The sequence below is a fragment of the Acidobacteriota bacterium genome, from assembly GCA_016196035.1.
Taxonomy (GTDB): domain Bacteria; phylum Acidobacteriota; class Blastocatellia; order RBC074; family RBC074; genus JACPYM01.
The window spans coordinates 42,839-68,241 of the sequence record JACPYM010000037.1 but is presented as its reverse complement, the minus strand read 5'-3'; the positions used below and the strand labels follow the sequence as shown (position 1 = coordinate 68,241).

Genomic DNA, 25,403 nt, shown 5'->3' with positions numbered 1-25,403 from the left:
TGGAGCGGAGTGGCAAGCAGGCACTGTGGTCACCTATTCCCGCGAACTTTTCGCTGTGCCTTTTTCGTATCGAACTGGCGTGGAGGAAAGCATTGTTATGAAAAATCCGGGAACGGCGGCAGTCTTGAGTTTCTTCATTCCGGGCGTGGGCCAGATTTACAACGGCAAGATTTTGCGCGGCATTTTCTGGCTGATTATTACGCCTGGGTTTTGGATCGGCACGGGCGGCATGCTCGGTTGGGTCTGTCACGTGATCGCCGCGTGGACGGCTTACAATTACGCCAAGCAGCATCCGTATTAATCGCGCGGTAAGCTGCGCCAGGCGAAAAGAGCAAAGCCCGCCAAGGCTGAAACCTTGGCGGGCTTTGTTTTGTCTCTGGCAGTCCCGAAGCGCTACTTTACTTGGGCCGCCTCTTTGGGGGCAGGCAGCACCTGGAAATTGTCTTTCGGCGAAGTCAAACTCTTGCCCGCCACGTTGTCGGTAATCGTGATGGCGACATCGTAAGAGCCAGGCTTGAACCCCTTGAGCGGGATCGAACGCGCCAACGTAATTTGCTGGCTGTTGATCGTGCTCAGGCCGGTCTTGCCGTCTTCTTTGACACGCAGCACTTCTTTGTCCTTTTGCGTGATGACGTATTCGATCTCGACGCTCGGACGCAGCGTCGCTTGATCAATCTGGACGTTATAAACCTGCATATACAGGCCCAGATTCTGATCCGGTTTGAACTCTGGTGTCGCCGCGGGCATCACCTTCAACGCGCCGAGCACGAACATACCCGTGGGCAGCTTGCCATTGAGCGGCTCGATGCGCGACGCCAGAATCATGGTTGAATGCGCCAGTTCGCCTTCGTTGTACTTGGGCACAACGAAGCCTTGTTTGAGGATGCCTGTTTTGCCGCTGTTCACATCGCGCACCACCAGATCAATCTTGTAATTGCCCGGCGGCAACACGATGTTCTTTTGATACGCTGATTTTGACTGCTGACCCAGTTCCAGCGCTTCAGGCACATAGCTCGAAGTCACGACATCTTCAAACAACCCGGCGCGGCGGCCTGACACCGCGGTGATCTTGGCGTAGATATTGGCCGCCGCTTGCGAAATGCCGCCCACGTCTTTGTAAACCAGATCGGTGTTGTCCATCTGCACGGTGAACGAGGTCAGGACTGAATTCTCAGTCACACGCAGGCAGTTGATGACCAAGCCCGCTGACAGCACGTCAAAGCTGGCTTTCGGCAATTCGGATTCCGCCGCCGCCGCCAGATCGTTGAATTTGACTTTGGGCGGACGCGAGATACGCGCCAGCAAATCCAGCCGTTCAAACTGGCTATCTTTGGCGCGTTGGCCAAAAAGCTGTCCGCCTTGCCCATTGCCGCCGCCGATGCCGCCGAAAGCGATGCGGTCAGCCTTGGACGACAGACCGAGTTCTTCGGCCAAGGTCAAGCCGGCGTTGGGCGTGTAAAGCAATGCGTCTTTTTCATTCGGATTGCGCGCAATGCGGTATTCGCCAGAACCGCTTGGGTCTACGAATTCGATTTCCACGTCCGAGCCGACGCCTTCGATATAGCGGTACCACCAGATTTCAAACGGATAGGTCGAAGTCGTGCCGCCGCCCTCCCAGGTGGGCCGGTCATAGCTGCCGCCCGACGGATGCGATTCAACCTGATCGGGCTTGCCGAACATGATGTACATGCGGCCCCGGTCGGTCTTCCAGCCAGGGATGCCGCTGGTGTATTTCTCATTCGTGTAGGCGATGCGCTGATAGTATTCCTCGCGGTACTCGTTGGTGTCGGTGTCAGGGTCGGGATCGCGGCGCAGCCAGAACTGTTCGATGAACTGCTCACGCTCTTCGTCATTTTTGAGCGCGTTGAAGGTCTTGCGCTCTTCGTCGGTGATGATCCAGCGCACGTCTTCATCGAGCCAGCGTTTGTAAACACTGTTGAGCTTTTCGGCCTGACCGCGTTTGCGGCGCTCTTCCTGATCCTTCTGCTTTTTCTTGTCTTGCTTGTTATCCTGCTTGGCATCCTGCGCAAAAGCAGTCCCCGCGCCGGACAAAGACGAAGCCAGAAGAGTGGCGATCAGCAGCAACGCCAAACGGCGCGCCGTAGCAACATTAAACAAACGATATTTCATAACAACTTTCTCCTCGGTGATTGCTGTGCAGACCGTTGGAATGTCGTGCGGGTGTTTAACCGTGAACATGAACGGCTCCGTGCGGGCCAGCTTGCAGCGCGCGACCTCCAAACACATCTCTCAAAAGTCCGTCTTCCGTGACTACTGCGACGGTTGCTTCAGGGCTTTTCCTCGCAAACCGAGTTGGCAGGTTTGACGCCGGGCAGTCTAAGCGAGCGGCAATTAGAGCGTCAAGCAAGGGCCTAGCCTGGCCGGTCACCACGCAAGACGATAAACGTCGCCAGCGTTTTCGCCACCAGCCGCCCGGCAGCGCTGCGAATCTCAGCCTCGACCACGACGCTGGTGCGCCCTTTGTGCACGACCCGAGCTTCGGCCACACAATCTTCATCACGAAGCGCGCCAATGTAATTAATTTTCATTTCCAACGTGGCGCATTGCTCACTCGGTTCCAGCATGGTGTGCACCGCCCACCCGCTCGCATGATCGGCCAGGGCAAACAAGGCTCCGCCATGAATGCGTCCGTGCGTTTGCAGATGGTTTTGGGAAAACGGCAACTGCACCGCCACGTGTCCTGCTGCGGCACGCAACGGTTGAAAGCCGAGCAGTTGTCCAAACGGTGAACCTTGCGCGGGCGCTTCGGCTGGCGGCTCAGTCTTTTCATTCATCAGAGTTATGGTTCTCCTGTCGCACAAATTACGGCGGTTGATAGTCAGCTTACGGTCTTGGTGACACAAGCTCAACTCTGCGGGCGCGGGCGGCGCAATCTCACGCCGCACAGCAATTTAGTTGCCAAATCCGTCTTGCGATGTTATTGATTTAGCGCTTTTCTGGCATTCGCCCTCCCGTTTGCCGCGCTGTTTTTGAACTTGTATTGCTGCCAACTGCCCCGGCTGACTGCGCTTGTAACGCGCATCAGGCTGGCAGTCCGGCGAAAAGTTTCAGACAAACACCAGACGCTTATGTGGCCTAACGCGCAGAAACCTTCGCAAGCTGAGGAATCAAACACACCACCCTCCGTGGTCGTCGTGGCTGCTGTCCAAGCCGCACCCATCTATCAAAACCTGGAACGCAGCTTGGCGCGCGCGTTGGAACTGATCGCGGAAGCCGCGCGCCGTCGTGCTCAACTGGTCGTCTTTCCCGAAGCCTGGTTGCCGGGCTATCCCGCCTGGCTGGATGTTTGCCGCGACGTGGCCGTGTTTGACAATCCGGCGATCAAACGCCTCTTTGCGCAACTGGTCGAGCAAAGCGTCGTCGTCCCCGGCCCCATCACCGAAGCCCTGGGCAATGCCGCCCGCGAACACCATCTAACCCTCGTCATCGGCGTCAACGAACGCATCATCGAAGGCTCCGGGCGCGGCACGTTATACAACACCGTGCTGACGTTCGGCCCTGATGGCGCATTGCTCAACCGGCACCGCAAGCTTGTCCCCACGTTCAATGAACGCCTGATCTGGGGGCCTGGCGACGGCAACAGCTTGCAGGTCGTTGAGACTTCGGCTGGACGCATTGGCAGTTTGATCTGCTGGGAACACTGGATGCCGCTCGTGCGCCAAACCTTGCACGTGGCGGGCGAAGACATACACGTGGCGCTCTGGCCCACGGTCAAAGAGATGTACCAGATTGCCGCGCGCCATTACGCCTTTGAGGGCCGCTGCTTTGTGCTTTCGGTCGGCAGCATCATGCGCCGCCAGGATTTGCCGCGCGAATTGGAACTCGCGCCGTCCTTCGCCCAATCGAACAGCGAATTTGTGCTGAGCGGCGGCAGCTCGATTGTCGGCCCCGACGGGCAATACGTGGCCGGTCCGTCCTTCGATTCCGAAGTCATCATCCTGGCGCGCATCAATCTGGATCGCATCCGCGAAGAAAGCATGACCCTGGACGTCACCGGTCATTACAATCGGCCCGACCTCTTCGACTTTGATTACAAAGTGCGCGGCTTGCTGGGCAAACCGCAAAACACCGAATTGCCGCAACTCAATACCGGCTCCTTGAACCCTGCGTTCATTCAGGAAATTGCGCCCGCCGTCAATCCTTCTGCGCCAACCGAAATCTTGCCATCAACGGAGTCGGCTCCGGTGGTCAATGGGCCGCCGGGTGCCGATGTCGTCACACCGATTCGCAAACTGGCCGCCGTGCCTTCGCCACAGGCCGCAGCCCAACCTGAACCGCCAATTCAAAAGGCTGAACAGCGCTGAGTTCGTCTGGTTCGCTGACGATGAAACCGCTTGGTGCGCAAACTCTGCCTGCTTTCACTGATGAATTCGGGAAGGTTGACGGTGGCGTGTATGCGGCGGCTCTCACGCTCTGGCTGCTTCTACCGATCACGATCCTTGTTGCAGTGGAAAACAGTGGGGAATTTGCGTTTTGGCGTTCACTACCAACTGCTTAACCGCCATTCTCCATTCTGCATTCTCCATTCCTGGGCAGTGGTAAACCTCAATCAAGACGGCCTCTGCAAGAGAATGGAGAATGGAGAATATAGAATGGAGAATGACGGTCGCCCACTGGGTTTCAGTGTCCCCGTCGCCAATTTGCTATGTTGTTGTTTCCAAAGGTCGCAACAACTCTATTACTGGTACGTTTCTGGTTGTGAGCGGAGGGCGCTGATCGTTCCCCCGAACAGTTGAGTTTATGAACGAACAAACCGAAACCGCCATTGCCCCACCCGCTGCCGGAGCGCGTGGCTTCAAGTTTTATGCGCAGGGCACCTGGCTCTTTTTGAAAAAGATGTGGCCCGCGATCTGGGATTTAACCGAGAGCGAGACCTACGTGCACGCCTCGTCCATCGCCTTCAACGTGCTGATGTCGTTCTTTTCGTTTCTGGTCCTGCTGGGCAGCTTTCTGGTCAACGTCCTCGGTTGGCAGCAAGGCTATGAAACCTGTTACCGGCTCATGATTGCGCTGGTACCGGCGGAATCGCGGACCTTGTTCGACAGTCTGGATCAAGTCACGCGCGGGCCGGGTGGCAAGGCCACGCTGGTTTCATTTGCGCTGCTGATCTTTTCCAGTTCGGGTATTTTTCAGCCGCTTGAACTCGCCTTGAATCGTTCGTGGAAGTTCCCCGAACGCAACGTCATCAAACAATACTTGCTGTACATGCCGCTGGTGTTGGTGTGCAGCGTCATCATCCTGCTTGCAATTGCGATTGCCAGCCCCTGGGATTATTTGCTGGGCAAGCTGCTGGGCGATGCCGCGATTCGCAAGCCGATCTTTGCGGTGATTGCGACGATCATCTCGCTGCCGTTTTTGGTGCTGCTCTTTTTTGCCGTGTATTACGTCGTGCCCAACGGCAAGGTGCATCGCGTGCAAATCTTTTTCGCCTCGGCAGCGACGGCGGTGCTGTGGATGATCACGACGTTGGGGTTCAGAGTGGTGATGCCGTTGCTGGATTTCAAAGGCAGCTACAAACAGCTTTCGTCGCTGATGGCGCTGATCACGTGGGTGTTCATCTCGTCATTTATTCTGATCTTGGGCGCGAATCTGTCGGCACGCGATGTGTTGCCGAAAAGCTGGACGCGGTCGAAGTAAGCGATCTTTGCCGCAGATAGACGCAGAAAAACGCGGATCAATGCTATTGCCAATCCGCGTTTTTCTGCGTCTATCTGCGGCAAGCCTTAACCTGGCGAGTTAGTGACCAAAGAGAAAACCCCAACATCCGCCGCCGCGCTGCGCTATAATCCCGCCCGCTTGCGATTACCCCTTTCCGCGCAAGCCTTCCCCATTCACAAAAATTCGTCCGTAGCGGGCAAGCTGTATCTATCGCTGCGTTCATGCGCGCGGAAGGAGTACGCACAATGAATAGACCGATCTTCGCAAGCTTTCTCTTCGTTTCGTTCATGCTCACGCTGGCCTTCGGCGTCAATTTCCATGCTGCCGCGCAATCGGGCCGCCGTTCGCAACCTGCACCGACGCCTACACCTGGACAGAAACAGGAAACTACGCCACCGCTGAACCAGCCATCGCAAAAACCCGAAGTGCCGGATGACAGCGACACGATCAAAATTGATACGAGCTTGGTTTCGATTCCCGTGACGGCGCTGGATCGCGGCGGACGCTACATCCCGTTTTTGAAGAAAGAAGACTTTCGCGTTTACGAAGACGGGGTTGAGCAAGAGGTAGCCGATTTCACCTCGGTCACGATGCCGTTGCACGTCGTCCTGCTGCTGGACGTTTCGCGCAGCACCGCCTTCAAACACGAAGACATTCAGGCCGCCGCCATCGCCTTTGTCGAACAATTGCGCGGCGATGACCAAATCATGGTCGTCTCGTTCGATGATCGCGTGTATGTGGATTCCGAATTCACCAGCGACCGCGCGCGCTTGCGCCGGGCCATTTACGGCACGCGCATCGGCGGCGGCACCAGCCTTTATGAAGCGGTTGATCTGGTCGTCAGCGAACGCCTCAAACGCATCGAAGGCCGCAAAGCCATCGTGCTCTTTACCGATGGCGTAGATACCACCAGCAAAGGCGTGCGCGCCCGCGACACTATCGCAGAGGTCGAAGAATCGGACGTGGTCGTTTTCCCAATTCAATACAACACCGAAGACCAGATGCCAGGTGGTTATGGTGGCCGGCGCAATCCTGGCGGTTTACCACCGATCATCAATATCCCTCCGTCAGGCGGCGGGCGTCGCCGCTGGCCCTTCATGCCATTGATGCCGTGGCCGCAATGGGGCAATGCGCAATTTCCCGGTGGCCAATGGCCGCAACGCGGGCCGAATCACGGTCAATATGTGGATGCGGGCGAATATCTGCGGCAACTGGCGGATCGCAGCGGCGGTAGGCTTTACCGCGCCGAAACACTCGGCAATGTGCACAGTGCCTTTACCAGCATTGCCGAAGAACTACGCTATCAATACGCGCTGAGTTACTACCCATCCAACACGGCGCAAGATGGCACTTATCGCCGCGTGCGCGTGCAAGCCAAACTCCCCAACGTCGTCATCCGTGCCCGCGAAGGCTATCGCGCAAAGGGCACACCGGACGGCAAAGATAGCGGCAAAGACCGCCCGATTCTGCGCCCACGCCAGTTGGCGGGCACGGGGCAATAGAGGCATTCGCCAAAGAGCATGGAGTTCAGGCTTCAGCCTGTTTTGGAGTTGGCGAACACAGGCTGAAGCCTGAACTCCATGCTTTTGTGCAGCGCCGCTCATCGCTTTTCAGCCTGTCCTGTTTCGGCTTTACGTTGCGCGGCTTGACAGCCTATGATCTGGGCCGGGCCACCACCGGCCCGCTTCATTCAGATTGGCAAGATTGGCTGAATCAACCGATGAATACGCACAAGCTTCGCAGCATTTTTATCAGCGCCTGCACGTTGTTGCTGTTGGCCGCAAACGCCCGCGCCCAACAAGCACAACGCCCGCTGATCACCGAAGACGTAGAGATCGTCAAACCCGGCACGGCGCGCTTCGATTTCGGTTTTGACTTTGTGCAGAACCGTGACTTCACGCTGTCGGGCTTGAATGGCGATTTGACGCGCGTCGGCGTCGTCTCGCTCACCTTCGGCCTCGCCCCCAACGTAGAGTTTGAGGCCGGCGGCGTCATGCAAAATTACCTCAGCATCAACCGCCAGATTCAGACCGCGCCCTTCCCGCTTCATCTGAGCCAGGGGACGAATTCGACGCACGACACGGGCGATTTTTTCCTGGCGGCCAAATTCAAACTGCGCAACGAAGGCAAGCGCACGCCCGCGCTCGGCTTCCGCTTTGGCGCGGAGCTGCCCAACTCCAACCAGACGCGCGGCATCGGCGTCAATCAAACCAACTTCTTTGCGACCACGCTGGCGGGCAAGCATTTCGGCAAGAAACTCTATGTCTATGGCAACCTCGGCCTGGGCATCCTGACCGCACCCGTTGATCTGTTCACGCAAAACGATGTGCTGTTATATGGGCTGGCAGCGACCTACGCTTACAACGACCGCGTGACCTTTGTGGGCGAAGTGAATGGCCGCTACAGCACGCGCAAGAACGCGCCGCGCGGGACGGAATCGGATGGCGCCAGTCGCTTCGGCGCGCGCATCAAGGCGGGCGGGTTGTTGTGGGACGTGGCCGGGATCACAGGTCTTAACAAACGCAGCGAACGGAGCGGTCTGACGTTTGGGGTGACGTATCAGGCTGATGTGTTTGCGCCCGTGAAGTAATTGCCAGTCAAGCCAGACTTCGTTCAGCACAGTTTAGTTGTGTTCATCTTTACCGGCTTCCCGACTTCCGAAAAAAACGGTGCAACGCACCAGCCGCTTGCCGTTATCGTGAGCGCCGTCCGTCTGTGCTAGGATTCCGATACATAGAACACGCAATTCGGAGTTATCCAAATGAAGATCAAACAGCTTGATATTGCCGGGTTCCGGTCGCTCAAAAATGTGAGTTGGCAGCCGGGCGATTTGAATGTGGTGATTGGTCAGAATGGAACGGGGAAATCGAATTTATTGCGAATGCTTGAATTGATAGCAGTTTCAGCACAAAGCAGGCTGTCAAAGTATGTGCAGATGTCAGGTGGAATGGAGTCTATTTTATGGGATGGAGTCGCTGCATCCATAAGTGTTGATTTGAAAACATTTGATCCTGACTTTAGGTGCATATTTGAGTTAGCCCGATTTGGTTATACAAATTCATATTCGGTATCTAAAGAAACCGTAGCGGTCAAACAGTTAACTGACATTCAAGCACCTTTAGTTGTGACTTCCTTTGATAGAAATAGCGGGGATTCATCTCAGGAAATAGAATTGCTAAATACAGGCGGGCAAGATCTTCGGCAAGATGAACTTTGGTTTGGACTTCTTCCATCGCATACCGCTGGAGCCCCTAGCCTTATGAGAGTTCGTAATAAGTTAAGTCGCATTTTTATTTTGCAAGATGTCAATGTTGGACAAGACGCAAAAATTAGACAAGCCGTTGTTTCTCGCTTTGAGAAACATCTTGAATCTGATGGGCAAAACCTCATAGCTGTGCTGCATACTCTGTACACTGGTGACCGCGAATTCAAACGCAGCATTGATTCGGCAATGCGCGCGGCTTTCGGCGGCGACTATGAAGAGCTTGTTTTTCCGCCCGCTGCCGACCAACGCGTACATCTCCGCTTACGTTGGAAAACTTTGCGGCGCGAACAATCTGCGGCGGATTTGTCTGATGGCACGCTGCGTTACTTGCTTTTACTAACAGTCTTGACTGCGCCTGATTCGCCAATGTTGATTGCCATTGATGAACCCGAAACGGGCTTACATCCGACAATGCTGCCGATCATTGCCGAGTTTGCCGTTGAGGCTTCTTCTCGCACGCAAGTCGTCTTTACTACCCACTCCCCGCAATTCCTTGATGCCTTCACCGACACCAAGCCGACCACCACTGTGGCACGCTGGGAGAATGGGGAAACCTTGCTGAACACGCTTGATGGAGAAGAATTGAGGTATTGGCTGGCCGAATACTCGCTTGGCGAGCTATTTAGATCAGGTGAGTTGGAGGCCCTGACCACATGAAGTTCGTCCTGTTGGTTGAAGGCGACACCGAGCAGCGAGTGTTGCCCGGTTTTTTCCAACGCTGGCTCAATCCGAGGCTGAGCCAGCGTGTTGGTGTGCAGGTAATCCCTTTCAATGGATGTGGTGAATATCTGGCGCGATTTGCGAGGAAAGCCCGGCTACATCTCGACGGCCCGAAAAGCAGCCAGGTCATCGCCGTCATCGGCTTGCTTGATTTGTACGGCCCACAGAATTTCTATCCATCACATCTGCGCACGGTGCAAGAACGCTACGCCTGGGGACAACAGAAATTGCAGGCTGAGGTAAGTCACCTGAAATTTCACCAGCTCTTTGCGGTTCACGAGTTGGAAGCCTGGCTCTTGAGCGATCCGGACATCTTTCCTATTCAACTCCGAGCTGCTTTGCGCAACGCGGCAAACAACCCCGAAGCGGTCAATTTCGATCAACCGCCAGCTAAGCTGCTAGGCAGGCTTTACCGTGAGAAACTTGGGGCTGGCTCTGGCAAGACCGAATACTACAAGAAGACTGCTGATGGTTACGATCTGTTCAGCAAACTTGACCCGGCGCTTGCTTATCAAAAATGTCCGCGCTTGAAAGAACTGCTGGATGAAATGCTGCGCCTGGCACAAGCCAGCGGTTGTTGATTGCCAAACCATCAGCTTAGGGATTGATCGTGCTTACCCTCAACACCCCACTCGTCGAACTCCACCACCACGCGATCCCGCGCGTAGGCCAGAAGACTGCGCATTCCCTCGCCGTCGAAATGGCCGCGCTCACCGCCAAGCCCGACGCGCGCGAAGCCATCATCGAAGACCTGCTGCATTACCTGCCGATGCGCTATGAAGACCGTTCCAATCTGGCGCGCGTGGCGGCGTTGCAGGATGGCGATTACACTTCGGTGGAGGTCTTGGTGCGCGTGGGTGGCATCGTGCCGCTCAAGGGCGGGCGGTTGAAGATGTATGAGTTTATCGCCACCGATGGCGAGGCGCAGGTGCGCGCTTTCTGGTGGAATCAGGTCTATTTATCGAAGGTCTTCAACCGGGGCACGCGCGTGATCCTGTACGGGCAGTGGAAGAAGAACAAGTACAAGGGCTATTTCGAGGTCGAGAACCCCGAATACGAGTTGCTGGCCGATGAGGACGATGACGCCGAGTCCAACGCGATTCATACGGCGCGGCGCGTGCCGGTCTATCGCAAGCTGGGCGATTTTCGCACGCGGCAGTTGCGTTCGATCTTTCATCACGTCGTCAGCAATCTGAGCCAGGATGTGCTGGAAAACCTGCCGGAGGAAATCGTCGCGCGCAACAACCTGATCGTGCGCGGTGCGGCCTTGCGCCAGATTCATTTCCCCAGCGATGACGTACCGATTGAGCATTACCAGCAAGCCAAATCGCCCGCGCATCGGCGCTTGATCTTCGAGGAGTTTTTCTGGCTGGCGCTGGCGTTGGGCTTGCGGCGCGGCGAACGCATCAGCGAACCGAAGGGCTTGCAGATCGAAATCACCGACAAAGTGCGCCAGGCCGTGCGCTCCATTCTGCCGTTTACGCCGACCGGTGCGCAGAAGCGTTGTCTGAAAGAAATCGTAGACGACATGACCAGCGACAAGCCGATGAACCGGTTGTTGCAGGGCGATGTCGGCAGCGGCAAAACCATCGTCGCGGTGCAGGCGCTGGTGATTGCGGTCGAGAATGGCTACCAGACGGCGTTGATGGCGCCGACGGAGATTCTGGCCGAACAGCACGCGCGCAACATCAAGCGCTGGCTGGCGGGCAAATACCGCGTCGAATTGCTGACCGGCAGTTTGAAAGCCAAAGAGAAACGCGAAGTGCAGGCGGCCATCGCGGCGGGCGATGTTGACGTCGTCGTGGGCACGCACGCCGTGATTCAAGAGGCCGTGAGCTTTCACAAGCTGGGCTTCGCGGTGATTGACGAACAGCACCGCTTCGGCGTGATGCAGCGCGCGGCCTTGCGGCGGTTGGGCTTGAATCCCGATGTGCTGGTGATGACGGCGACGCCGATTCCGCGCAGCCTGGCGATGACGGTGTATGGCGATCTGGAAGTTTCGATCATTGACGAAATGCCGCCGGGCCGCACGCCGATCAAAACGTTTTTGCGTTGGGATACCGAGGAGAAGCGCGCAAAGATATATGAATTCGTGCGCGGCCAGATCAAGGCGGGACGGCAGGCATACGTCGTGCTGCCGCTGATCGAAGAGTCTGAAAAGCTCGATTTGCGCAATGCCACCGAGATGTATGAAACGCTCAGCACCGAAGTCTTCCCCGAATTCAAAGTCGGCCTCTTGCACGGCAAGCTGAAACCGGTGGAGAAGGAAGAAGTGATGCGGGCCTTCACCACGAACCGCACGCAGATTCTGGTGGCGACGACGGTGATCGAGGTGGGCGTGGATGTGCCGAACGCTTCGGTGATGTTGATCGAACACGCCGAACGTTTCGGCCTGTCGCAACTGCATCAACTGCGCGGGCGCGTCGGGCGTGGTGCGGCTGAAAGCTATTGCATCCTGCTTTCCCAATTCGCCAAATCAAAAGAGGCGCAAGAGCGGTTGAAGGTGATGGAAGAGACGACGGATGGCTTCAAGATCGCCGAAAAGGATTTGGAGATTCGCGGCCCTGGCGAAGTGCTGGGCACGCGCCAATCGGGCTTGCCCGAATTCCGCATCGCCAACATTGTGCGCGATCAAAGGATTTTGGAGGTCGCCAAACGCGAGGCCGAATACATGCTCAACGAACGCGGGCGCACACGCGAGACGGACAAGTTGATTCAGCATGTGCGGAGTCAGCCGAGATTTGGATTGGCGCGCGTGGGCTGAGTTGCGCAAAGCGAGAGGCCGCAAAAAAGCGCAAGAGACGCAAACGTTGCTTTGTGTTGCTTGCGCTTTTTTGCGGCCAACCGATAGTTGAAGGTCAGTCCGCGTCCTGTGCGTCCATCATCACCAGCGCCGAACGCCAGCGCAAACCGCCGGGAATCGGTTCATAAGCCTTTTCGTGGCGTTGCGCGAAGTCGAGCGCTTCAGAGACGGCTTCTGTCAGGTCTGGGTGGATGCGTTGACGCATGCAGGCGTCGAGATGGGTGGAGAGAATTTCGACGGCCCAGCGAAGCTGTTCCGGATTAGGCGTCGGGCGTTCGGGTTGTTGCGCGTGTAACCGAATGTGCGAGTCCAGCAAACGCTGGGCTAACGAGACGGCATGGGGATGCTTCATAACTACCTCTTCTGTTAATGAGCCTGTCTGACAGGCTTCCCGTGACCGTGTTAGGTGGTAATGGTGTTCTTGAGACGGGCGCATCCTACTGCCGATGCCAATGAGGCGCAAGCAAAATTTGGCTGAAGTTTTGACAGTGAATTTTAGGTCTTGCGCGCTTGCCAATGTTGCAAGCCATGCGTTGTCGCTTCCAGGCGGCGCGTCAAACTCAGCCGCACCAATTGCTGTTCGCACAACGCGCCGATGGCCTGTTTGGCGCTGGTTTCGTCAAGGTCGGCTTCCGCGCCCAAGGTGCGGTCAATGATCCAACCGGCCAGGCCAATGCGTTCGCTGCCGACCGACACCGCCAGATGTTCAGGACTATAACGTCCACCGAGTTCAGCGATGATGCCGAGCAAGGCCAGGCTGACGGTTTCCAAATCCAATTCAATAGCAGGCTGAACGAGATTAGCAGGGAATGGCTGATCAATGAGCGCCGGTTCAGGCAACGGCAATAACGGTTGTCTCAGGCTCGCTTGCTCACGCAATTCATAATCGCCGCGCAAGCCGCGTTCGCACTGCTGTTCGTAAAGCAACAACGTGCAGGCAGCATCCAGCGAAGCGTAATGCAGTTGTTCGGCGCTCAATGGGCGGCGGCCCCAATCGCCGCGCTGTTCGGTTTTATCCAGCGCCAAGCCCAAATGGGTTTCAGCCTGTGCCTTCAATGAGCATTTCTTATCGCCGCTGCGCCGCGCCGCCAGCATCGTGTCGTGAATCGGCGAAGTCGTGATGCGGTAATGGCGCAACAATCGTGAGGCATCGAAACTGGCGTTGTGAATGGCTTTGGTTGAGCTGCTCAGTTCCAGCGGATGGCGCAACGGTTCCAGTTCCAGGTTGGCCAGGGTATCAATGATAGCGACGTGCGTGTGCTCGGCTTCGCGAAAGGCCAGTTGCACGAGCGCGACTTTTTCAGCCGCGCGATCCCACCAGTTGATCGTCTCGATGTCCAGGGCCACTGCGCGGGCTTGGGCGGCGCGTTCGGCCAAGGCGGCGAGTTGCGGTTGCGTGTGAATGAATTCGACGGTGTGCTGCAACATTGGCGAATATCTTCTGTGATCGTTCGCGGGGGCGCAAGGCGGAAAAAAGTTGTGACGGGTTGTCACCTTTCGCAAGGCTGAAACGTGATGTGGACAGGAACAGAAACTTTTGTGAGAACGAGGGAGGACACAATGACCCAATCAAAACCAGTAGCAATCATCGGCGGCGGGTTGGCCGGATTGACAGCCGCAGTCTGGCTGGCGCGCGCGGGCACGCCCGTCACCGTGTTTGAAAAGTCACGCCATCTGGGCGGCCGCGCCATGACCGAAACGCGCGGCGGCTTTCAATTCAATCTCGGCCCGCACGCGCTTTACGCCAAAGGTGCGGCGGCGCGCATCCTGCGCGAGTTAGAGATTGAATTCAGCGGGCGTGTGCCTGCGTTGTCAGGCGGCTATGCGTTGGAGGGCGGAACCAGGCAGACCTTGCCGATGGGCTTTACTTCGATGCTGACGACGGGATTGTTGAATCTGCCTGCCAAGCTGGAAACGGCCAAGCTGTTCGGTTCGATTGGCAAGCTCAATGCGCAAGCGTTGCAAGGCGTGAGCGTGCGCACCTGGCTCGACGAAACCTTGCAGCAGCCCCAAACGCGCGCCGTGGCCGCAGCGTTTTTGCGCTTGAGCACCTACGCAAACGATGCCGAGCGGCTGAGCGCGGGCGCGGCCATCTCACAATTGCAATTGGCGCTGGCGGGTGGCGTGCTCTATCTGGACGGCGGTTGGCAGACGTTGGTAGATAAGTTGCGGGCAGCGGCTGAACAAGCGGGCGCTCGCTTCGTCACGGGCGCGCGTGTAACGCAGGTTGAACATAACGGCGTGGTGCAAGCCATACGGTTGGCCGATGGCCAGCGCCTGCCTGTGGCAGCGGCGATTCTCGCCACGAGTCCGGCAGAAGCGGGGGCGTTGTTGGCAGATGGCGCACAACGCGCTTGGGCCTGGACACCGACTCCCTCCAAGCTGGCGTGTCTGGATGTTGCCTTACAGCACTTACCTGACCCACGCGCGCTGTTTGCCCTGGGCATTGATCGTCCGCTTTACTTTTCGGTGCATTCGGCGACGGCGCGCTTGGCTCCGGCAGATAGCGCGCTGATTCACGTGGCGATGTATCTGGGTAATGACTCGGCGAATGCACAGGCGCTTGAGCGTGAGTTGGAAGGCGCGCTTGATCTATTGCAACCGGGCTGGCGCGCCGTCTTGGCAGAGCGCCGCTTTTTGCCGAGCATGACGGCGGCGAACGCGTTGGTCACTGCCGCGCAAGGCGGTTATGCCGGACGGCCCAAGGCTGATGCTTCAGGCATACGCGGCGTCTTCCTGGCAGGCGATTGGGTTGGTGACGAAGGGATGTTGGCCGACGCCAGCGTGGCGAGCGGCAAACGCGCAGCGGAATTGATTATGCAATGGCACGCCCTTGCCGCGTTGGCAGCATAAAGAATGAGTAGCGAATGAAAGAGAGAGATTACGGAACAGACGGAAATAACGGAACAGACTGAAAAGATATTACCAACCAAGCTGGCTCTGTTTGTTCCGTTATTTCCGTCTGTTCCGTAATCTCGTTTTACCTTCTTGATTGAATGGCAATCAGAATAAGTTATGAGCGCAGTTTCGACTTCAACTTGGGATGAACTCTTTCAAACGCACGAACGCTTTTTGTGGGGCTTGTGTTACCGGCTGACCGGCAATGCGGCGGATGCGGACGATCTGGTGCAAGAGACCTTTGTGCGCGCGCTGAAGCATCCGCCCGCGCGCACCGACGAGCCGTGGCGTCCGTGGCTGGTGCGCGTGGCGGTCAATCTGGGCCGCGATCTGTTGCGGCACAGGCGGCGGCAGCCGTATGAAGGTGCGTGGTTGCCCGCGCCCATCGAAACGGGCCATGAAAGCGCGCCGCCCGCGTTTGAGCCGGCGGACGCAGCGGGCAATCCGGCGGCGCGCTATGACATGCTCGAAAGCGTTTCGTTTGCTTTTCTGCTGGCGTTGGAGGCATTGACGCCGCTGCAACGCGCGGTGTTGCTGTTGCGCGATGTCTTTGATTATTCGTTGCGCGAGACCGCCGCTGCCTTGGGCGTGAGCGAAGCCAACGTCAAGACGACGCATCTGCGCGCGCGCCGGGCCATGCGTGCTTACGAACAGGCGCGCTGTGTGCCGACGCGTTCATTGCAACAACAAGCCGGGCAGGCGCTCGAACGCTTCTTGCAATGTTTGCGCAGCAACGATGTCAGCGGGATTGAAACCTTGTTGGTGGATGATGTCTGCGGTTTGAGCGATGGCGGCGGCGAATTCCACGCGGCGCGCAAGCCCATTGCCGGGCGCGACAAAGTGCTGTTGTTTTATCGCACCGTGGTCAAACAGGCGGGCACGAATTGGCGTGTGGAAATGCGCTTTCTCAACGGCCTGCCCGCGCTGGTGACCGAAGCGCTTGTGCCGCAAGCGGGCTATGCGCCGCGCACGGCAATGCTGCTGGGGCTGGACGCCGAGAGGCGCATCAATCGTGTGTATTCGATTTTGGCGACGCGCAAATTGAAAGCGGTGCGGGGAATTGAAGCGTGATTGCCAGCCTGGGTACGCACGCATCCTTGCGTGCAGTCTCGGCAGCAGACCAAGCAACGCCGAAGGGATTACCTTCCGGCAGCATTCGATCTCACCCCAAGTCTGCACGCTGGAAGCGATGCGTACCCAGGGTTACTTCACCACCGGCACGCGCAAATGCGACGGCGCAATCTTTGACCGGTAAATGCGCTGCGTTGCGCTGACGTAATCAGCGTCTTTGGCTTGAAAGATATTCGGCACGAATTTTTGCGGATTGCGGTCAATCACCGGGAACCAAGTGCTCTGCACTTGCACCATGATTTTGTGGCCTTTCAGAAAGCGGTGATCCAGGTGATGCAGATCAATCGTGTATTCGTTGACCGCGTTCGGCACAATCGGCAACGGTTTTTCAAAACCCTGGCGGAAGCGCCCGCGCAACACATCATTCGCCACCATCAATTGATAACCGCCCATCTTTGGCTCTTTCGGATAATCGTCCGGGTACACATCAATCAGCTTCACAATCCAATCGCTGTCGCTGCCGGTGGTCGCGGCGAACAGATGCGCGCTGAGTTTGCCGGTGATGGTCACGTCTTCGGTCAACATCTCCGTCTGCCAATTCGCCACATCGGGCCGCTGGCTGGCGAAGCGTTGATCTTCGACCAGCCACGCGCCCCAGTCCGAACCGCGCGGATCATAGGTCGCCTCGATCGGGCGCGGGCGATAGGGCACAGGGTTGCGCGGGTCTGAAACATAACTGTCAAACGCGTGGCCCGCGTCATTCGGCGCATCGAATGAAAGGTTGCCAGCGGCGTGAAAATAAAGCTGACGATCAACCGTCAAATTGCGCGGCGGCCATTGGTCATAGCTCTTCCATTCATTCGCGCCGGTTTGAAAGGTGATCGCTTCGGTCAGGCCCGCAGTGCCTTTGTCTTTTAGCCAGTATGCGAACCAGGGCGCTTCGATCCGTTCGCGGTAATGTTGCGCGGTGTTGCTGCCGAATTTGATGCGGCCCAGGCTGCTGCCATCGCCGCGCGCCCAGCCGCCGTGATTCCAGGGCCCGGCGACCAGGAAGTTTTGCCGCTTGGTGTCGTGCGGTTCAAGCGTCTCGTAAATTTTGGTCGGCCCGTAAAAGTCTTCCTGATCCCACCAGCCCGCGACGTTGAGCAGCGGCACGTTGACCTGTTTCAAATAACCCGCCATCGCTTGCTCCTGCCAAAATTGATCGTAGTTCGGATGGTTGACGAAATCGTTCCAGGTGGGAATCTTGCCGTGCAGATATTTCTCGTTCACGTTCGAGAGCGCGCCCAACCGCAAATACCATTCAAACGTGTCATAGCGGTCGAATTCAAAACGCGCCTGTTCCTTGTTCGTCTCCATCATCGTCGCGTATTCAAAGCCGTAGCTCAGCCGGAACGCGCCGTTGTGATGAAAGTCGTCGCCCAAAAACATATCGGCGGGCGAAGCCTGCGGCGAGGCGGCGCGCAAGGCCGGATGCGGCGCAAGCGTCGCCATCGCCGCCGTCCAACCCGGATATGAAATCCCCACGATCCCCACACGCCCGTTGTTGTTCGGCACATTTTTGATGAGCCATTCAATCGTGTCGTAAGCGTCAGTGACTTCGTCAATTAACTTCGGATCGTGCTTGAGCACTGAGACGGGCGCGCGCTGCATCACGAACTGGCCTTCCGATTTGTAACGCCCGCGGATGTCTTGAAAGACGAAGATGTAACCATCCGCCGCCAGCGCCTTGTATTTGCCATTGGCCCAGCCTTGATTGGCGGGCGCATTGTAGGGCGTGCGTTCCAGAATGATCGGCAACGGCGCACTCGCGTTTTTGGGCGCGAAGATGTTGGTGTTGAGCCAGACGCCATCGCGCATCGGGATCATGGCGTTGGTGAGCGCGAAGCCTTGCTCTTGTTGGGTGTGCGCGCGCGGCGTGGCGAAGACAAGCAGCGCGAAAACCAGCGAGCAGGAAAGGGCGGCAGCTTTTTTCATGGGAGTTCCGTTCTGCGAATGAGGAGCAGCCGCAGATGAACGCAGACCACGCAGATCAATCCGAAAGGCGATAGGTTTGATCAGCGTTTTTCAGCATTCATCTGCGGCAAATTCTCCGGTTTGAATTCCGACTCGGCGAAGTGCCTTAACGTTGTTGCAACGGCGCGAGCGGTTCGCCAGCCTTGATTGGCGCGACGCCGCTCTCAGCGATTTGTTTGTTCAGGTTCGGAACCTCTTCCTGAATGACTTTGTTTGCCTCGGCGATCAGCGCGTTGAGTTGCGTGGTGAAGCGTTGCAACTGTTCGCGGTGATTGTTTTTGGGTGTTTCGGTGTAACTGTCGAGCGCGCCGAAAAGCTGGTTCAGCCGCGCCGTCAGCGCCGGTTGAATTGTCGGATCAGCCGGGCCGGCGGCTTCTGAGAGCATGGGATCGTTGGCGATTTGCGGCGTGATGCGTTTTTGCAATTCGCCGATTTGTTGCGTCAGTGATTCAGCGGCTTTGTTCAATGCTTCAGGCGCAGCGGGTTGTTTCTTCAGGTTTTCTTGCAGCGCTTTCATTTCGCTGTTGAGCGCGGTGAGGCGGCGTTGCAATTCAGTGGCGGACTTTTGCAGCTTGTTGACCGATAGCAACGTTTGCAGGCGCGTTTCCAATTCGGCAGCCGTGGCCTGGATGCGCGGGTCTTCTTCGACGCGAACGGTTTTGGTGAAACTCTTTTCGCCGACGCTTAGCTTGACGACGTAATCACCCGGCAAGACACGCGGGCCGCGCGCCAGCCCGATATTCGCCAGCATGGAATTGGCCTGCGCGGGAGTGAGTGCGCGTTCGAGCGAGGTGGGCATTTGCGCGGGCGAGCCGTAACGCAAATCCCAGACGGCGCGCTGTACGCCAGGATCGTTCGCGACCGACATTTCACGCACGAGGTCGCCGCTGTTGTCGGTGATGGTGAGCTTGACTGTGTCGTTCGGCTTTTCGCGCAAGTAGTAACTGATCAGCGCGCCGACGGGCGGATTGGGCGCGCTGAAAGTTTTATGGCCCGTGCTGCCTTTGTGGTTGCTGATGCGCCAAGCGATGGCCGGGCGAATGTCGAAGAGTTGCGCATTGCTTGTCGCCACGGCTTCGCTCATCTGTTCGAGCGGCGTCAGGTCGTCGAGAATCCAGATGCTGCGTCCGTGCGTGCCGAGGATCAGATCGTTTTCGCGCGGATGGATGGCGATGTCATCCACCGGCACGGTCGGCAGATTGCTTTTGAATTGAAACCACGCGGCGCCGCGATTGAGGCTGACCCACAAACCGAATTCAGTGCCAGCGAACAGCAGATCAGCATTGCGCGGATGTTCGCGGATGACGTGAGCCGCGTGCGGCAAACCGTTGTTGATTGCCTGCCACGATTCGCCGTAATTTTCGGTCACAAAAACATACGGCTTGAAATCGTCGTTGCGATGTCCGTCAAACGCGAGATAAGCGCGGCCCTCCTTGGCGTACGAGGCGATCACGCGCGAAACATAAGTGTTGGCGCGCACGCCGGGCACTTTGGCGGTCAGGTCTCGCCAGGTCTTGCCGCCGTCGCGCGAGAGTTGCACGTTGCCGTCATCGGTGCCAATCCAGAGCAAGCCTTGCTTCAACGGCGATTCGGCAATCGTCACGATGTGGCCGAAAGTTTCTTGTCCATCATGGCCCGACAGCACATTGGATTTGGGCACGACGCCCATGATCGGCAGTTTGTCGCGGTCTAGGTTTTTGGTCAGGTCTGCCGACCACGTCCAATCGTCGCCGCGATTGGTTGAAGTGAACAAACGATTGCCGCCGAGATAGAGCGTTTTTGGATCGTGCGTTGAAATCACGAGCGGCGCGTTCCAATCGAAACGGAATCGCTCGGCCTCTACGCCTTGGGCGGGCGCTTGCGGTTTGATGGACTTGGCTTCGCCCGTCGCGCGATTGAGCCGCAACAGCGCGGCGTTCTGCGATTCGGTGTAAACAGTATCGGGATCGTGGGGATCAACCTGAGTGTAAAAGCCATCGCCGCCGCCCACGCGCATCCATTCATCATTGCTCACGCCGATTTGCGTCAACGTCTGTGAGGGCGCGCCCCACGCGCCGTTATCCTGCAAGCCGCCATAGACCCAATATGGTTTGCGGTAGTCAAAACCGACCTCGTAAAACTGGCCCAGCGGAATCGTGTTGATGTAATCCCAGGTCTTGCCTTTGTCGTAGCTGAAATGAATGCCGCCATCCGACCCGCTAATCAGATGATTCGGATTGGCCGGATTGATCCACAGCGCGTGAAAGTCGCCGTGAATCGGCAGCAGCCGATTGCTGGTGAATCCCTTGCCGCCATTGTCCGACACATACCAGCCCGCGCCCAACACATAAACGCGCTGATCGTTCTGTGGGTCAACGCGAATCTGGCTGTAATACGCCGGTCGCGGATTGGTCGCGGATTGCTTTTTCCACGTCAACCCCTTGTCATCGGAGCGATAGACGCCGCTCTCGGTCGCGTGTTCATAGGTGAGGTAAACGACCTTGGTGTCCTTGCGCCAGATTTCGATGCCGATGCGTCCGGCGTCGCCGACGGGCAAGCCTTCGGTCAGCTTGCGCCACGTCACGCCGCCATCCGTCGTTCTGTACAAACCGCTGCCGGGGCCGCCGCCATTGAAGCCGAAGGCCGTGCGGCGGCGTTGATAGGCTGCGGCGTAAAGCGTGTCGGGGTCGTTGGGATCAAGCGCGACATCAATAAAGCCGGTGTCTTCGTTGATGAATTTGGTATTCGTCCAGGTCTTGCCGCCATCAATGGTTTTGAATAAGCCGCGCTCTTTGTTCGCGCCCCACAGATGCCCGGCGGCGGCGACATAGACGATGTCAGGGTTGGTCGGATGAATGGCGATGCGGCCGATGTGGTGCGAGTCTTTCAAGCCCGCGTGCTCCCAGGTTTTGCCGCCGTCGGTGGATTTGTACACGCCATTGCCCCATGACGAACTCTGGCGATTATTCGCTTCGCCGGTGCCGACCCAAACGATGTCGGGGTTAGAAGGCGCAACGGCCACGTCGCCAATCGAACTGTGCGGCTGGCTATCAAACAGCGGTTCCCAGGTCGTGCCGTTGTTGACGGTCTTCCACAATCCGCCCGAAGCCGTGGCGGCAAAGATGAGATGCGGATTGCTTTCGACGACGGCGAAATCATCAATGCGCCCGCCCATAATCGCCGGGCCGAGCGCACGGAATTGCAGGCTTTTGAATAGCGTGTCGTTGAGGGCGGCGGTGGATTGCGCTTGAACAAACTGGCGCCTGTCAGGCGCGGCATAAATGAACAAGGCCAGTGCGGTGAGTACAAAGTAACGCCCCCACAGACGGGCGCAACGCTGATCCATAAACCCTCCGGGGTTGCAGTGAATGATAAGGAAGTTCGCCGATTGGTGACGGCGCTGGGAAAGTAGCACCCGCTGAAAAACAAAGTCAATCGGTTGATTTGGAGAGCAGGCAAGCCCAAAAATACGGCGATGGCCAGCGCCCACTTTTCAGCATTTCAAGCTGTACGGTGCGCAATGCCACCACAGGCGCCAATCGTTGCGTGCCCAGCAAGCGCCGCTAAAGCTGGTTCATCAATATTGCCGGTCGCCGCGAGCTTGTGGTGACCACAAGCTCGCGGCGACGGCGAGGCTCCGGCGTATAAAAAACTCTGTACCATGACGGCCAATTAGGGGTTGTCTGACGTTGGGGCATCGAGTTGCGCCAGTTCGGCTTCCAGTTGCTGCAAAGCGTTTTCCAGCCAGCGTCGTTGTGCGTCGTTGCGCGCGCCTTGCAATTGTTCGCGCAATTGGCTGCGAGAGAGTTGCAAATTCTCCCGGCGCTGCTGGTGCACTAATTCTTCGGGCGTCAGCGGCGTAAAGCTCTTCTGCTCTGCCCCACGCGCGGCTTCGGCCTGCTGCTCTTCAATCGCTTTGCTTTCCCAACCTCTGGCCATCGTCTTTTGAGTTTAATGCAGCCCTTAGATCGGTTTTCATTTCAGCTTACGGGAAAAGAGCCGCGCCGCGAGACAGTACCGCGCGCGTGAGCAAGCGGAGTCTGTGCAAATCGGCCAATGGCGTCAGCTTGACGCGCCGCTTGCTCACGCGCGCGGTACTGTCCCGGTACAAGCTGCTCCCGTAAACGCGCTTGCAACCCGCTCTAATGTAAGAGGCAGGCCGCGTGGCCCAGCACGACGTCGCCCCCGCGCAAAGGACTTGGCGTTGGTTGCCAGCCGATTTGCAAGCGCGCCGTCAGCAATTCTGCCGCGCCTGGTTGATGATCCCACACAGCGACCGCCGTGATCGTGCCGTTTCAGGTCGAGCTGTACACCAGCCAGAGCGGCGCACGCCACGGCACAACGACCTCGTGCGTGTATTCGTCGAGCGCAATCGTTTCCTGCAAGCGCACCGGCGGTGTTTGCTGCTTGCCCCATGCCACCAATTCCATCAGCGTGCTGTGCGCGGGCAGGGCGGCGCCGAGCGCGGCCAGCGCTGCAATGGACAAGTTGGCGTGATTGGCGATCTGCATGATTGCCGCAGTGTAGGCGCGGGCCACGGCGACCGTCAACGCTCAGGGTTTTATGGGCTGTTCCAGTTGGGCGAGCCGTGCACGCGCGGTTTCGGCTGCGGCGCTGCGCGGATAACGGCGCAGCAATTCCCGATAGGCCGCACCATCGTAAACGATACGGTCGCGCATTTCGTCGTAGTCAAACGTCACGCCAGCGCGGTTGAACCGATCCAGCCCGTTGAAGCTGAGCACGAAATCGCGTTTGCCCAGGCCGCCTTCTGGCAGGTCACCGCCCAAGCGGCGGTCGGCATCGCGGCTCAATTTATCCGCCGCGTGTTCGGCGGTTTGCCCCAGCGCCAGCAAGGCTTGCGGCGCAATCGTGCCCGAGCGCAATTCATCGGCGCACAACCGCGCCAGCCGCGCTTTGACCAGATCGTCTTTGCTCTCGGCGATGGCGGCCAAAATCTTTTCGCCATCCGCCGTGCTGCCCAACCGTGCAAGCGCAGCGGTCAACAGCCAGCCGCGCACGTTGCGCGAGATGGCCACGCGCACAAACGGCGCACCGCTTTTGCTTTTGGCCGTGCCAACAATGCCGACGAGACGGCCACGGCTTAAGCGTTGTTTCAACGGCGCTTTGACATCGGGCTGCTCGCGCAAGGCCGACAGCCGGTCGTCAAAGACGATGGCGTGTTGTCCGGGGATGAAAAGTTTGCGTTTGGTTTGGGCGAAGGCAGGCACGGCCAACAGTATGCCGGCCAACAGCAAATGCCGCGTGAATTGCGAGGTCATGGCAAACACCTCCTGAACGTTGCCGAGTGTTTCCAGGCTGGGAACACTTCCGAGGTTGATGATGGCCGTTCGCGCGAACGGCGTTTGAAGGTACAACCGCGCGCGTGAGCAAGCGGCGGATTGCGCCAATCCGCCGCTTGCTCACGCGCGCGGTACCGTCACCGCAGCCTTGCGCTTCGGTCGCAAACTCGTATGCACCAATTGCAACCGCGCGAAATCACAACCATACCGCTGTTCCTGTTGCGCAATGGCACCAAGGTAATCGAATAGCAACATCCCTTTGCCAGGCGGAGCAGGCGTCAAGGTCGCGCTGAAAAACAGATGGGGCAAACTTTTGCGTTCGGCTTCGTCGCGCCAGCGGGCCAGCACTTGCGCGGGCAGAAAGTAAATCTCGTGGTGGCTGCTGAATTCGACCAGAAACCCAGCGACCGCGCCCAGCTTCGCCATGCGTTCGAGAAAGTAAACTTGATGCGCGTGCAGGTTGTCGAAATCCAGCACGTCGCGTTTGGTCGTCTTGGCGTCGTAAAAAATCGCGCGCCCATCCGGCGCCAGCACGCCGCCGTAATCCGGTTCGGCCTTCGATTCAGGCACGAAACGCCGCCAATCTTCGGCTTTATTCGCTTTGACCAAGCGACCCAACTCGGCGGCGGCGAGTCGTGGTTGTGCGCCAGCGGTTTTGAATTCAACACTCGGCAACGCCAAGCCGCGCCGCGTCTCGCCGCGCTCGATCAGATATTTGCCCGGAATGGCTTTGCGCGTGATACAGGCGCGGCCCAACCGTTCGTATGCTTCGTTGACCCGGTTGATCGCTTCCTGAAACCCGCTGCCGGTTTCAGCGCCGCGCCGTTTAATTTTCATAACAAGATGCTAGCTGTTGGATGCTAGATGCTAGTGTTTTTTTTCCAGCATCTAGCATCCAACAGCTAGCCCCTAACTCAAGCGCCCTGCTACATCGCCGCGTCATCCGGCTCGAAGTTGGTGTAGACGTTCTGCACGTCGTCGTGATCGTCGAGCGCCTCATAAAGTTTCATCATTTGACTGGCCGCGCCGCCTTCGAGGCTAATGGTGTTTTGCGGGATCATCGCCACTTCGGCGGAGAGGGGTTCGAGGCCGGCGGCTTTGATGTTGTCGAGCACAGTGTGGAAGTCTTCGGGCGTGGTCAGGATTTGATAGCTGCCGTCACCGGACTGGAAATCGTCCGCTCCGGCGTCCAATACCAATTCCATCATCTCGTCTTCGCCCTTTGCCGCGCTGTCAATGATGATCTGGCCCTTGCGGTTGAACATCCAACCGACCGAGCCTGATTCGCCCATGTTGCCGCCGTGCTTAGAGAAGGCATGACGGATTTCCGCGACCGTGCGATTGCGATTGTCGGTCGTGACTTCGACCATCACCGCGACGCCGCCGGGGCCATAACCTTCGTAGGTGATCTCGTCGTAATGCACGCCTTCCAATTCGCCGGTGCCGCGTTTGATGGCGCGGTCAATCGTATCGGCGGGCATGTTGCCGGCTTTGGCATCGGTGACGGCCTTGCGCAAACGCGCGTTCTGGTTGATGTCACCGGTGCCGCCGGAACGCGCCGCGATGGTGATTTCCTTGATGAGTTTGGTGAACAGCTTGCCGCGCTTGGCATCGAGCGCGCCTTTTTTATGTTTGATCGTATGCCATTTACTATGCCCTGACATCGGTGCTA

The 25,403-nt window shown here is 57.8% G+C and carries 21 protein-coding genes; 10 read left to right on the top strand and 11 right to left on the bottom strand.

What is annotated here, in order from left to right:
• The first annotated feature begins 97 nt into the window (after positions 1-97).
• Positions 98-301, top strand: coding sequence for a hypothetical protein (locus HY011_13305; protein MBI3423906.1), 204 nt, complete (start codon positions 98-100; stop codon positions 299-301).
• A 92-nt stretch (positions 302-393) separates the two neighbouring features.
• Here the strand turns inward: HY011_13305 and HY011_13300 are convergent, their stop codons facing one another.
• Positions 394-2,130, bottom strand: a complete 1,737-nt coding sequence (locus HY011_13300) for a GWxTD domain-containing protein (protein MBI3423905.1) — start codon at positions 2,128-2,130, stop codon at positions 394-396.
• 242 nt (positions 2,131-2,372) lie between these two features.
• On the bottom strand, positions 2,373-2,795 hold the full coding sequence (locus tag HY011_13295) for a PaaI family thioesterase (protein MBI3423904.1): 423 nt from the start codon (positions 2,793-2,795) through the stop codon (positions 2,373-2,375).
• Positions 2,796-3,089: 294 nt separating this feature from the next.
• Between HY011_13295 and HY011_13290 the strand changes: the two genes are divergently transcribed.
• The 7 genes from HY011_13290 to recG all read left to right on the top strand — a co-directional run bounded on the left by HY011_13290 (position 3,090) and on the right by recG (position 12,428).
• Entirely contained in the window at positions 3,090-4,325 is a 1,236-nt protein-coding gene (locus HY011_13290; protein ID MBI3423903.1) for a carbon-nitrogen hydrolase family protein, read from the top strand.
• Between the two features lie 436 nt (positions 4,326-4,761).
• Positions 4,762-5,658 carry a YihY/virulence factor BrkB family protein gene (locus HY011_13285; GenBank protein ID MBI3423902.1) on the top strand — a complete coding sequence of 299 codons (897 nt, stop codon included), beginning with the start codon at positions 4,762-4,764 and terminating at the stop codon, positions 5,656-5,658.
• 266 nt (positions 5,659-5,924) lie between these two features.
• Positions 5,925-7,181 (top strand): VWA domain-containing protein, encoded by a 1,257-nt coding sequence (locus HY011_13280; protein MBI3423901.1) that lies wholly within the window; start codon positions 5,925-5,927, stop codon positions 7,179-7,181.
• 218 nt (positions 7,182-7,399) lie between these two features.
• The gene (locus tag HY011_13275) at positions 7,400-8,269 is read left to right on the top strand and encodes a hypothetical protein (GenBank protein MBI3423900.1); all 870 of its coding nucleotides are present in this window, start codon (positions 7,400-7,402) and stop codon (positions 8,267-8,269) included.
• Positions 8,270-8,440: 171 nt separating this feature from the next.
• Positions 8,441-9,601 (top strand): AAA family ATPase, encoded by a 1,161-nt coding sequence (locus HY011_13270; GenBank protein MBI3423899.1) that lies wholly within the window; start codon positions 8,441-8,443, stop codon positions 9,599-9,601.
• Complete coding sequence (locus tag HY011_13265) at positions 9,598-10,245, top strand: DUF4276 family protein (GenBank protein MBI3423898.1); 648 nt, start codon at positions 9,598-9,600, stop codon at positions 10,243-10,245. Before HY011_13270 ends, HY011_13265 begins: the two co-directional genes overlap by 4 nt.
• A gap of 29 nt (positions 10,246-10,274) precedes the next feature.
• The gene (gene recG / locus HY011_13260) at positions 10,275-12,428 is read left to right on the top strand and encodes an ATP-dependent DNA helicase RecG (GenBank protein ID MBI3423897.1); all 2,154 of its coding nucleotides are present in this window, start codon (positions 10,275-10,277) and stop codon (positions 12,426-12,428) included.
• Between the two features lie 94 nt (positions 12,429-12,522).
• Here the strand turns inward: recG and HY011_13255 are convergent, their stop codons facing one another.
• Complete coding sequence (locus HY011_13255; protein ID MBI3423896.1) at positions 12,523-12,819, bottom strand: hypothetical protein; 297 nt, start codon at positions 12,817-12,819, stop codon at positions 12,523-12,525.
• Between the two features lie 143 nt (positions 12,820-12,962).
• Positions 12,963-13,895: a hypothetical protein gene (locus tag HY011_13250; GenBank protein MBI3423895.1), complete on the bottom strand. Its 933-nt coding sequence runs from the start codon at positions 13,893-13,895 to the stop codon at positions 12,963-12,965.
• A gap of 132 nt (positions 13,896-14,027) precedes the next feature.
• On the opposite strand from HY011_13250, the gene HY011_13245 reads away from it, so the two are divergent.
• Positions 14,028-15,320, top strand: a complete 1,293-nt coding sequence (locus tag HY011_13245; protein ID MBI3423894.1) for an NAD(P)/FAD-dependent oxidoreductase — start codon at positions 14,028-14,030, stop codon at positions 15,318-15,320.
• A gap of 162 nt (positions 15,321-15,482) precedes the next feature.
• Positions 15,483-16,436: a sigma-70 family RNA polymerase sigma factor gene (locus HY011_13240; protein MBI3423893.1), complete on the top strand. Its 954-nt coding sequence runs from the start codon at positions 15,483-15,485 to the stop codon at positions 16,434-16,436.
• A 132-nt stretch (positions 16,437-16,568) separates the two neighbouring features.
• Here HY011_13240 and HY011_13235 read toward each other — a convergent pair whose 3' ends face one another.
• The 7 genes from HY011_13235 to HY011_13205 all read right to left on the bottom strand — a co-directional run bounded on the left by HY011_13235 (position 16,569) and on the right by HY011_13205 (position 25,395).
• The gene (locus HY011_13235) at positions 16,569-18,413 is read right to left on the bottom strand and encodes a CocE/NonD family hydrolase (protein MBI3423892.1); all 1,845 of its coding nucleotides are present in this window, start codon (positions 18,411-18,413) and stop codon (positions 16,569-16,571) included.
• A gap of 145 nt (positions 18,414-18,558) precedes the next feature.
• Positions 18,559-21,777 carry a hypothetical protein gene (locus tag HY011_13230; protein MBI3423891.1) on the bottom strand — a complete coding sequence of 1,073 codons (3,219 nt, stop codon included), beginning with the start codon at positions 21,775-21,777 and terminating at the stop codon, positions 18,559-18,561.
• Between the two features lie 326 nt (positions 21,778-22,103).
• On the bottom strand, positions 22,104-22,370 hold the full coding sequence (locus HY011_13225; protein MBI3423890.1) for a hypothetical protein: 267 nt from the start codon (positions 22,368-22,370) through the stop codon (positions 22,104-22,106).
• Positions 22,371-22,726: 356 nt separating this feature from the next.
• Complete coding sequence (locus tag HY011_13220) at positions 22,727-22,942, bottom strand: hypothetical protein (GenBank protein ID MBI3423889.1); 216 nt, start codon at positions 22,940-22,942, stop codon at positions 22,727-22,729.
• Positions 22,943-22,984: 42 nt separating this feature from the next.
• A complete protein-coding gene (locus tag HY011_13215; protein MBI3423888.1) occupies positions 22,985-23,710 on the bottom strand; it encodes a hypothetical protein in 726 nt (241 codons plus the stop codon).
• Between the two features lie 141 nt (positions 23,711-23,851).
• On the bottom strand, positions 23,852-24,568 hold the full coding sequence (locus HY011_13210; GenBank protein ID MBI3423887.1) for a Holliday junction resolvase RecU: 717 nt from the start codon (positions 24,566-24,568) through the stop codon (positions 23,852-23,854).
• An 89-nt stretch (positions 24,569-24,657) separates the two neighbouring features.
• Positions 24,658-25,395 carry a YebC/PmpR family DNA-binding transcriptional regulator gene (locus HY011_13205; protein MBI3423886.1) on the bottom strand — a complete coding sequence of 246 codons (738 nt, stop codon included), beginning with the start codon at positions 25,393-25,395 and terminating at the stop codon, positions 24,658-24,660.
• Positions 25,396-25,403: the final 8 nt, after the last annotated feature.

What these genes read in the sequence shown, in the direction of transcription:
- HY011_13255 (MBI3423896.1), bottom strand. Translation starts at nt 12,819, where the DNA reads ATGAAGCATCCCCATGCCGTCTCGTTAGCCCAGCGTTTGCTGGACTCG.
- HY011_13240 (MBI3423893.1), top strand. Translation starts at nt 15,483, where the DNA reads ATGAGCGCAGTTTCGACTTCAACTTGGGATGAACTCTTTCAAACGCAC.
- HY011_13245 (MBI3423894.1), top strand. Translation starts at nt 14,028, where the DNA reads ATGACCCAATCAAAACCAGTAGCAATCATCGGCGGCGGGTTGGCCGGA.
- HY011_13300 (MBI3423905.1), bottom strand. Translation starts at nt 2,130, where the DNA reads ATGAAATATCGTTTGTTTAATGTTGCTACGGCGCGCCGTTTGGCGTTG.
- HY011_13295 (MBI3423904.1), bottom strand. Translation starts at nt 2,795, where the DNA reads ATGAATGAAAAGACTGAGCCGCCAGCCGAAGCGCCCGCGCAAGGTTCA.
- HY011_13230 (MBI3423891.1), bottom strand. Translation starts at nt 21,777, where the DNA reads ATGGATCAGCGTTGCGCCCGTCTGTGGGGGCGTTACTTTGTACTCACC.
- HY011_13215 (MBI3423888.1), bottom strand. Translation starts at nt 23,710, where the DNA reads ATGACCTCGCAATTCACGCGGCATTTGCTGTTGGCCGGCATACTGTTG.
- HY011_13220 (MBI3423889.1), bottom strand. Translation starts at nt 22,942, where the DNA reads ATGCAGATCGCCAATCACGCCAACTTGTCCATTGCAGCGCTGGCCGCG.
- HY011_13285 (MBI3423902.1), top strand. Translation starts at nt 4,762, where the DNA reads ATGAACGAACAAACCGAAACCGCCATTGCCCCACCCGCTGCCGGAGCG.
- HY011_13275 (MBI3423900.1), top strand. Translation starts at nt 7,400, where the DNA reads ATGAATACGCACAAGCTTCGCAGCATTTTTATCAGCGCCTGCACGTTG.
- HY011_13290 (MBI3423903.1), top strand. Translation starts at nt 3,090, where the DNA reads ATGTGGCCTAACGCGCAGAAACCTTCGCAAGCTGAGGAATCAAACACA.
- HY011_13205 (MBI3423886.1), bottom strand. Translation starts at nt 25,395, where the DNA reads ATGTCAGGGCATAGTAAATGGCATACGATCAAACATAAAAAAGGCGCG.
- HY011_13225 (MBI3423890.1), bottom strand. Translation starts at nt 22,370, where the DNA reads ATGGCCAGAGGTTGGGAAAGCAAAGCGATTGAAGAGCAGCAGGCCGAA.
- HY011_13305 (MBI3423906.1), top strand. Translation starts at nt 98, where the DNA reads ATGAAAAATCCGGGAACGGCGGCAGTCTTGAGTTTCTTCATTCCGGGC.
- HY011_13210 (MBI3423887.1), bottom strand. Translation starts at nt 24,568, where the DNA reads ATGAAAATTAAACGGCGCGGCGCTGAAACCGGCAGCGGGTTTCAGGAA.
- HY011_13235 (MBI3423892.1), bottom strand. Translation starts at nt 18,413, where the DNA reads ATGAAAAAAGCTGCCGCCCTTTCCTGCTCGCTGGTTTTCGCGCTGCTT.
- HY011_13270 (MBI3423899.1), top strand. Translation starts at nt 8,441, where the DNA reads ATGAAGATCAAACAGCTTGATATTGCCGGGTTCCGGTCGCTCAAAAAT.
- HY011_13280 (MBI3423901.1), top strand. Translation starts at nt 5,925, where the DNA reads ATGAATAGACCGATCTTCGCAAGCTTTCTCTTCGTTTCGTTCATGCTC.
- HY011_13250 (MBI3423895.1), bottom strand. Translation starts at nt 13,895, where the DNA reads ATGTTGCAGCACACCGTCGAATTCATTCACACGCAACCGCAACTCGCC.
- HY011_13265 (MBI3423898.1), top strand. Translation starts at nt 9,598, where the DNA reads ATGAAGTTCGTCCTGTTGGTTGAAGGCGACACCGAGCAGCGAGTGTTG.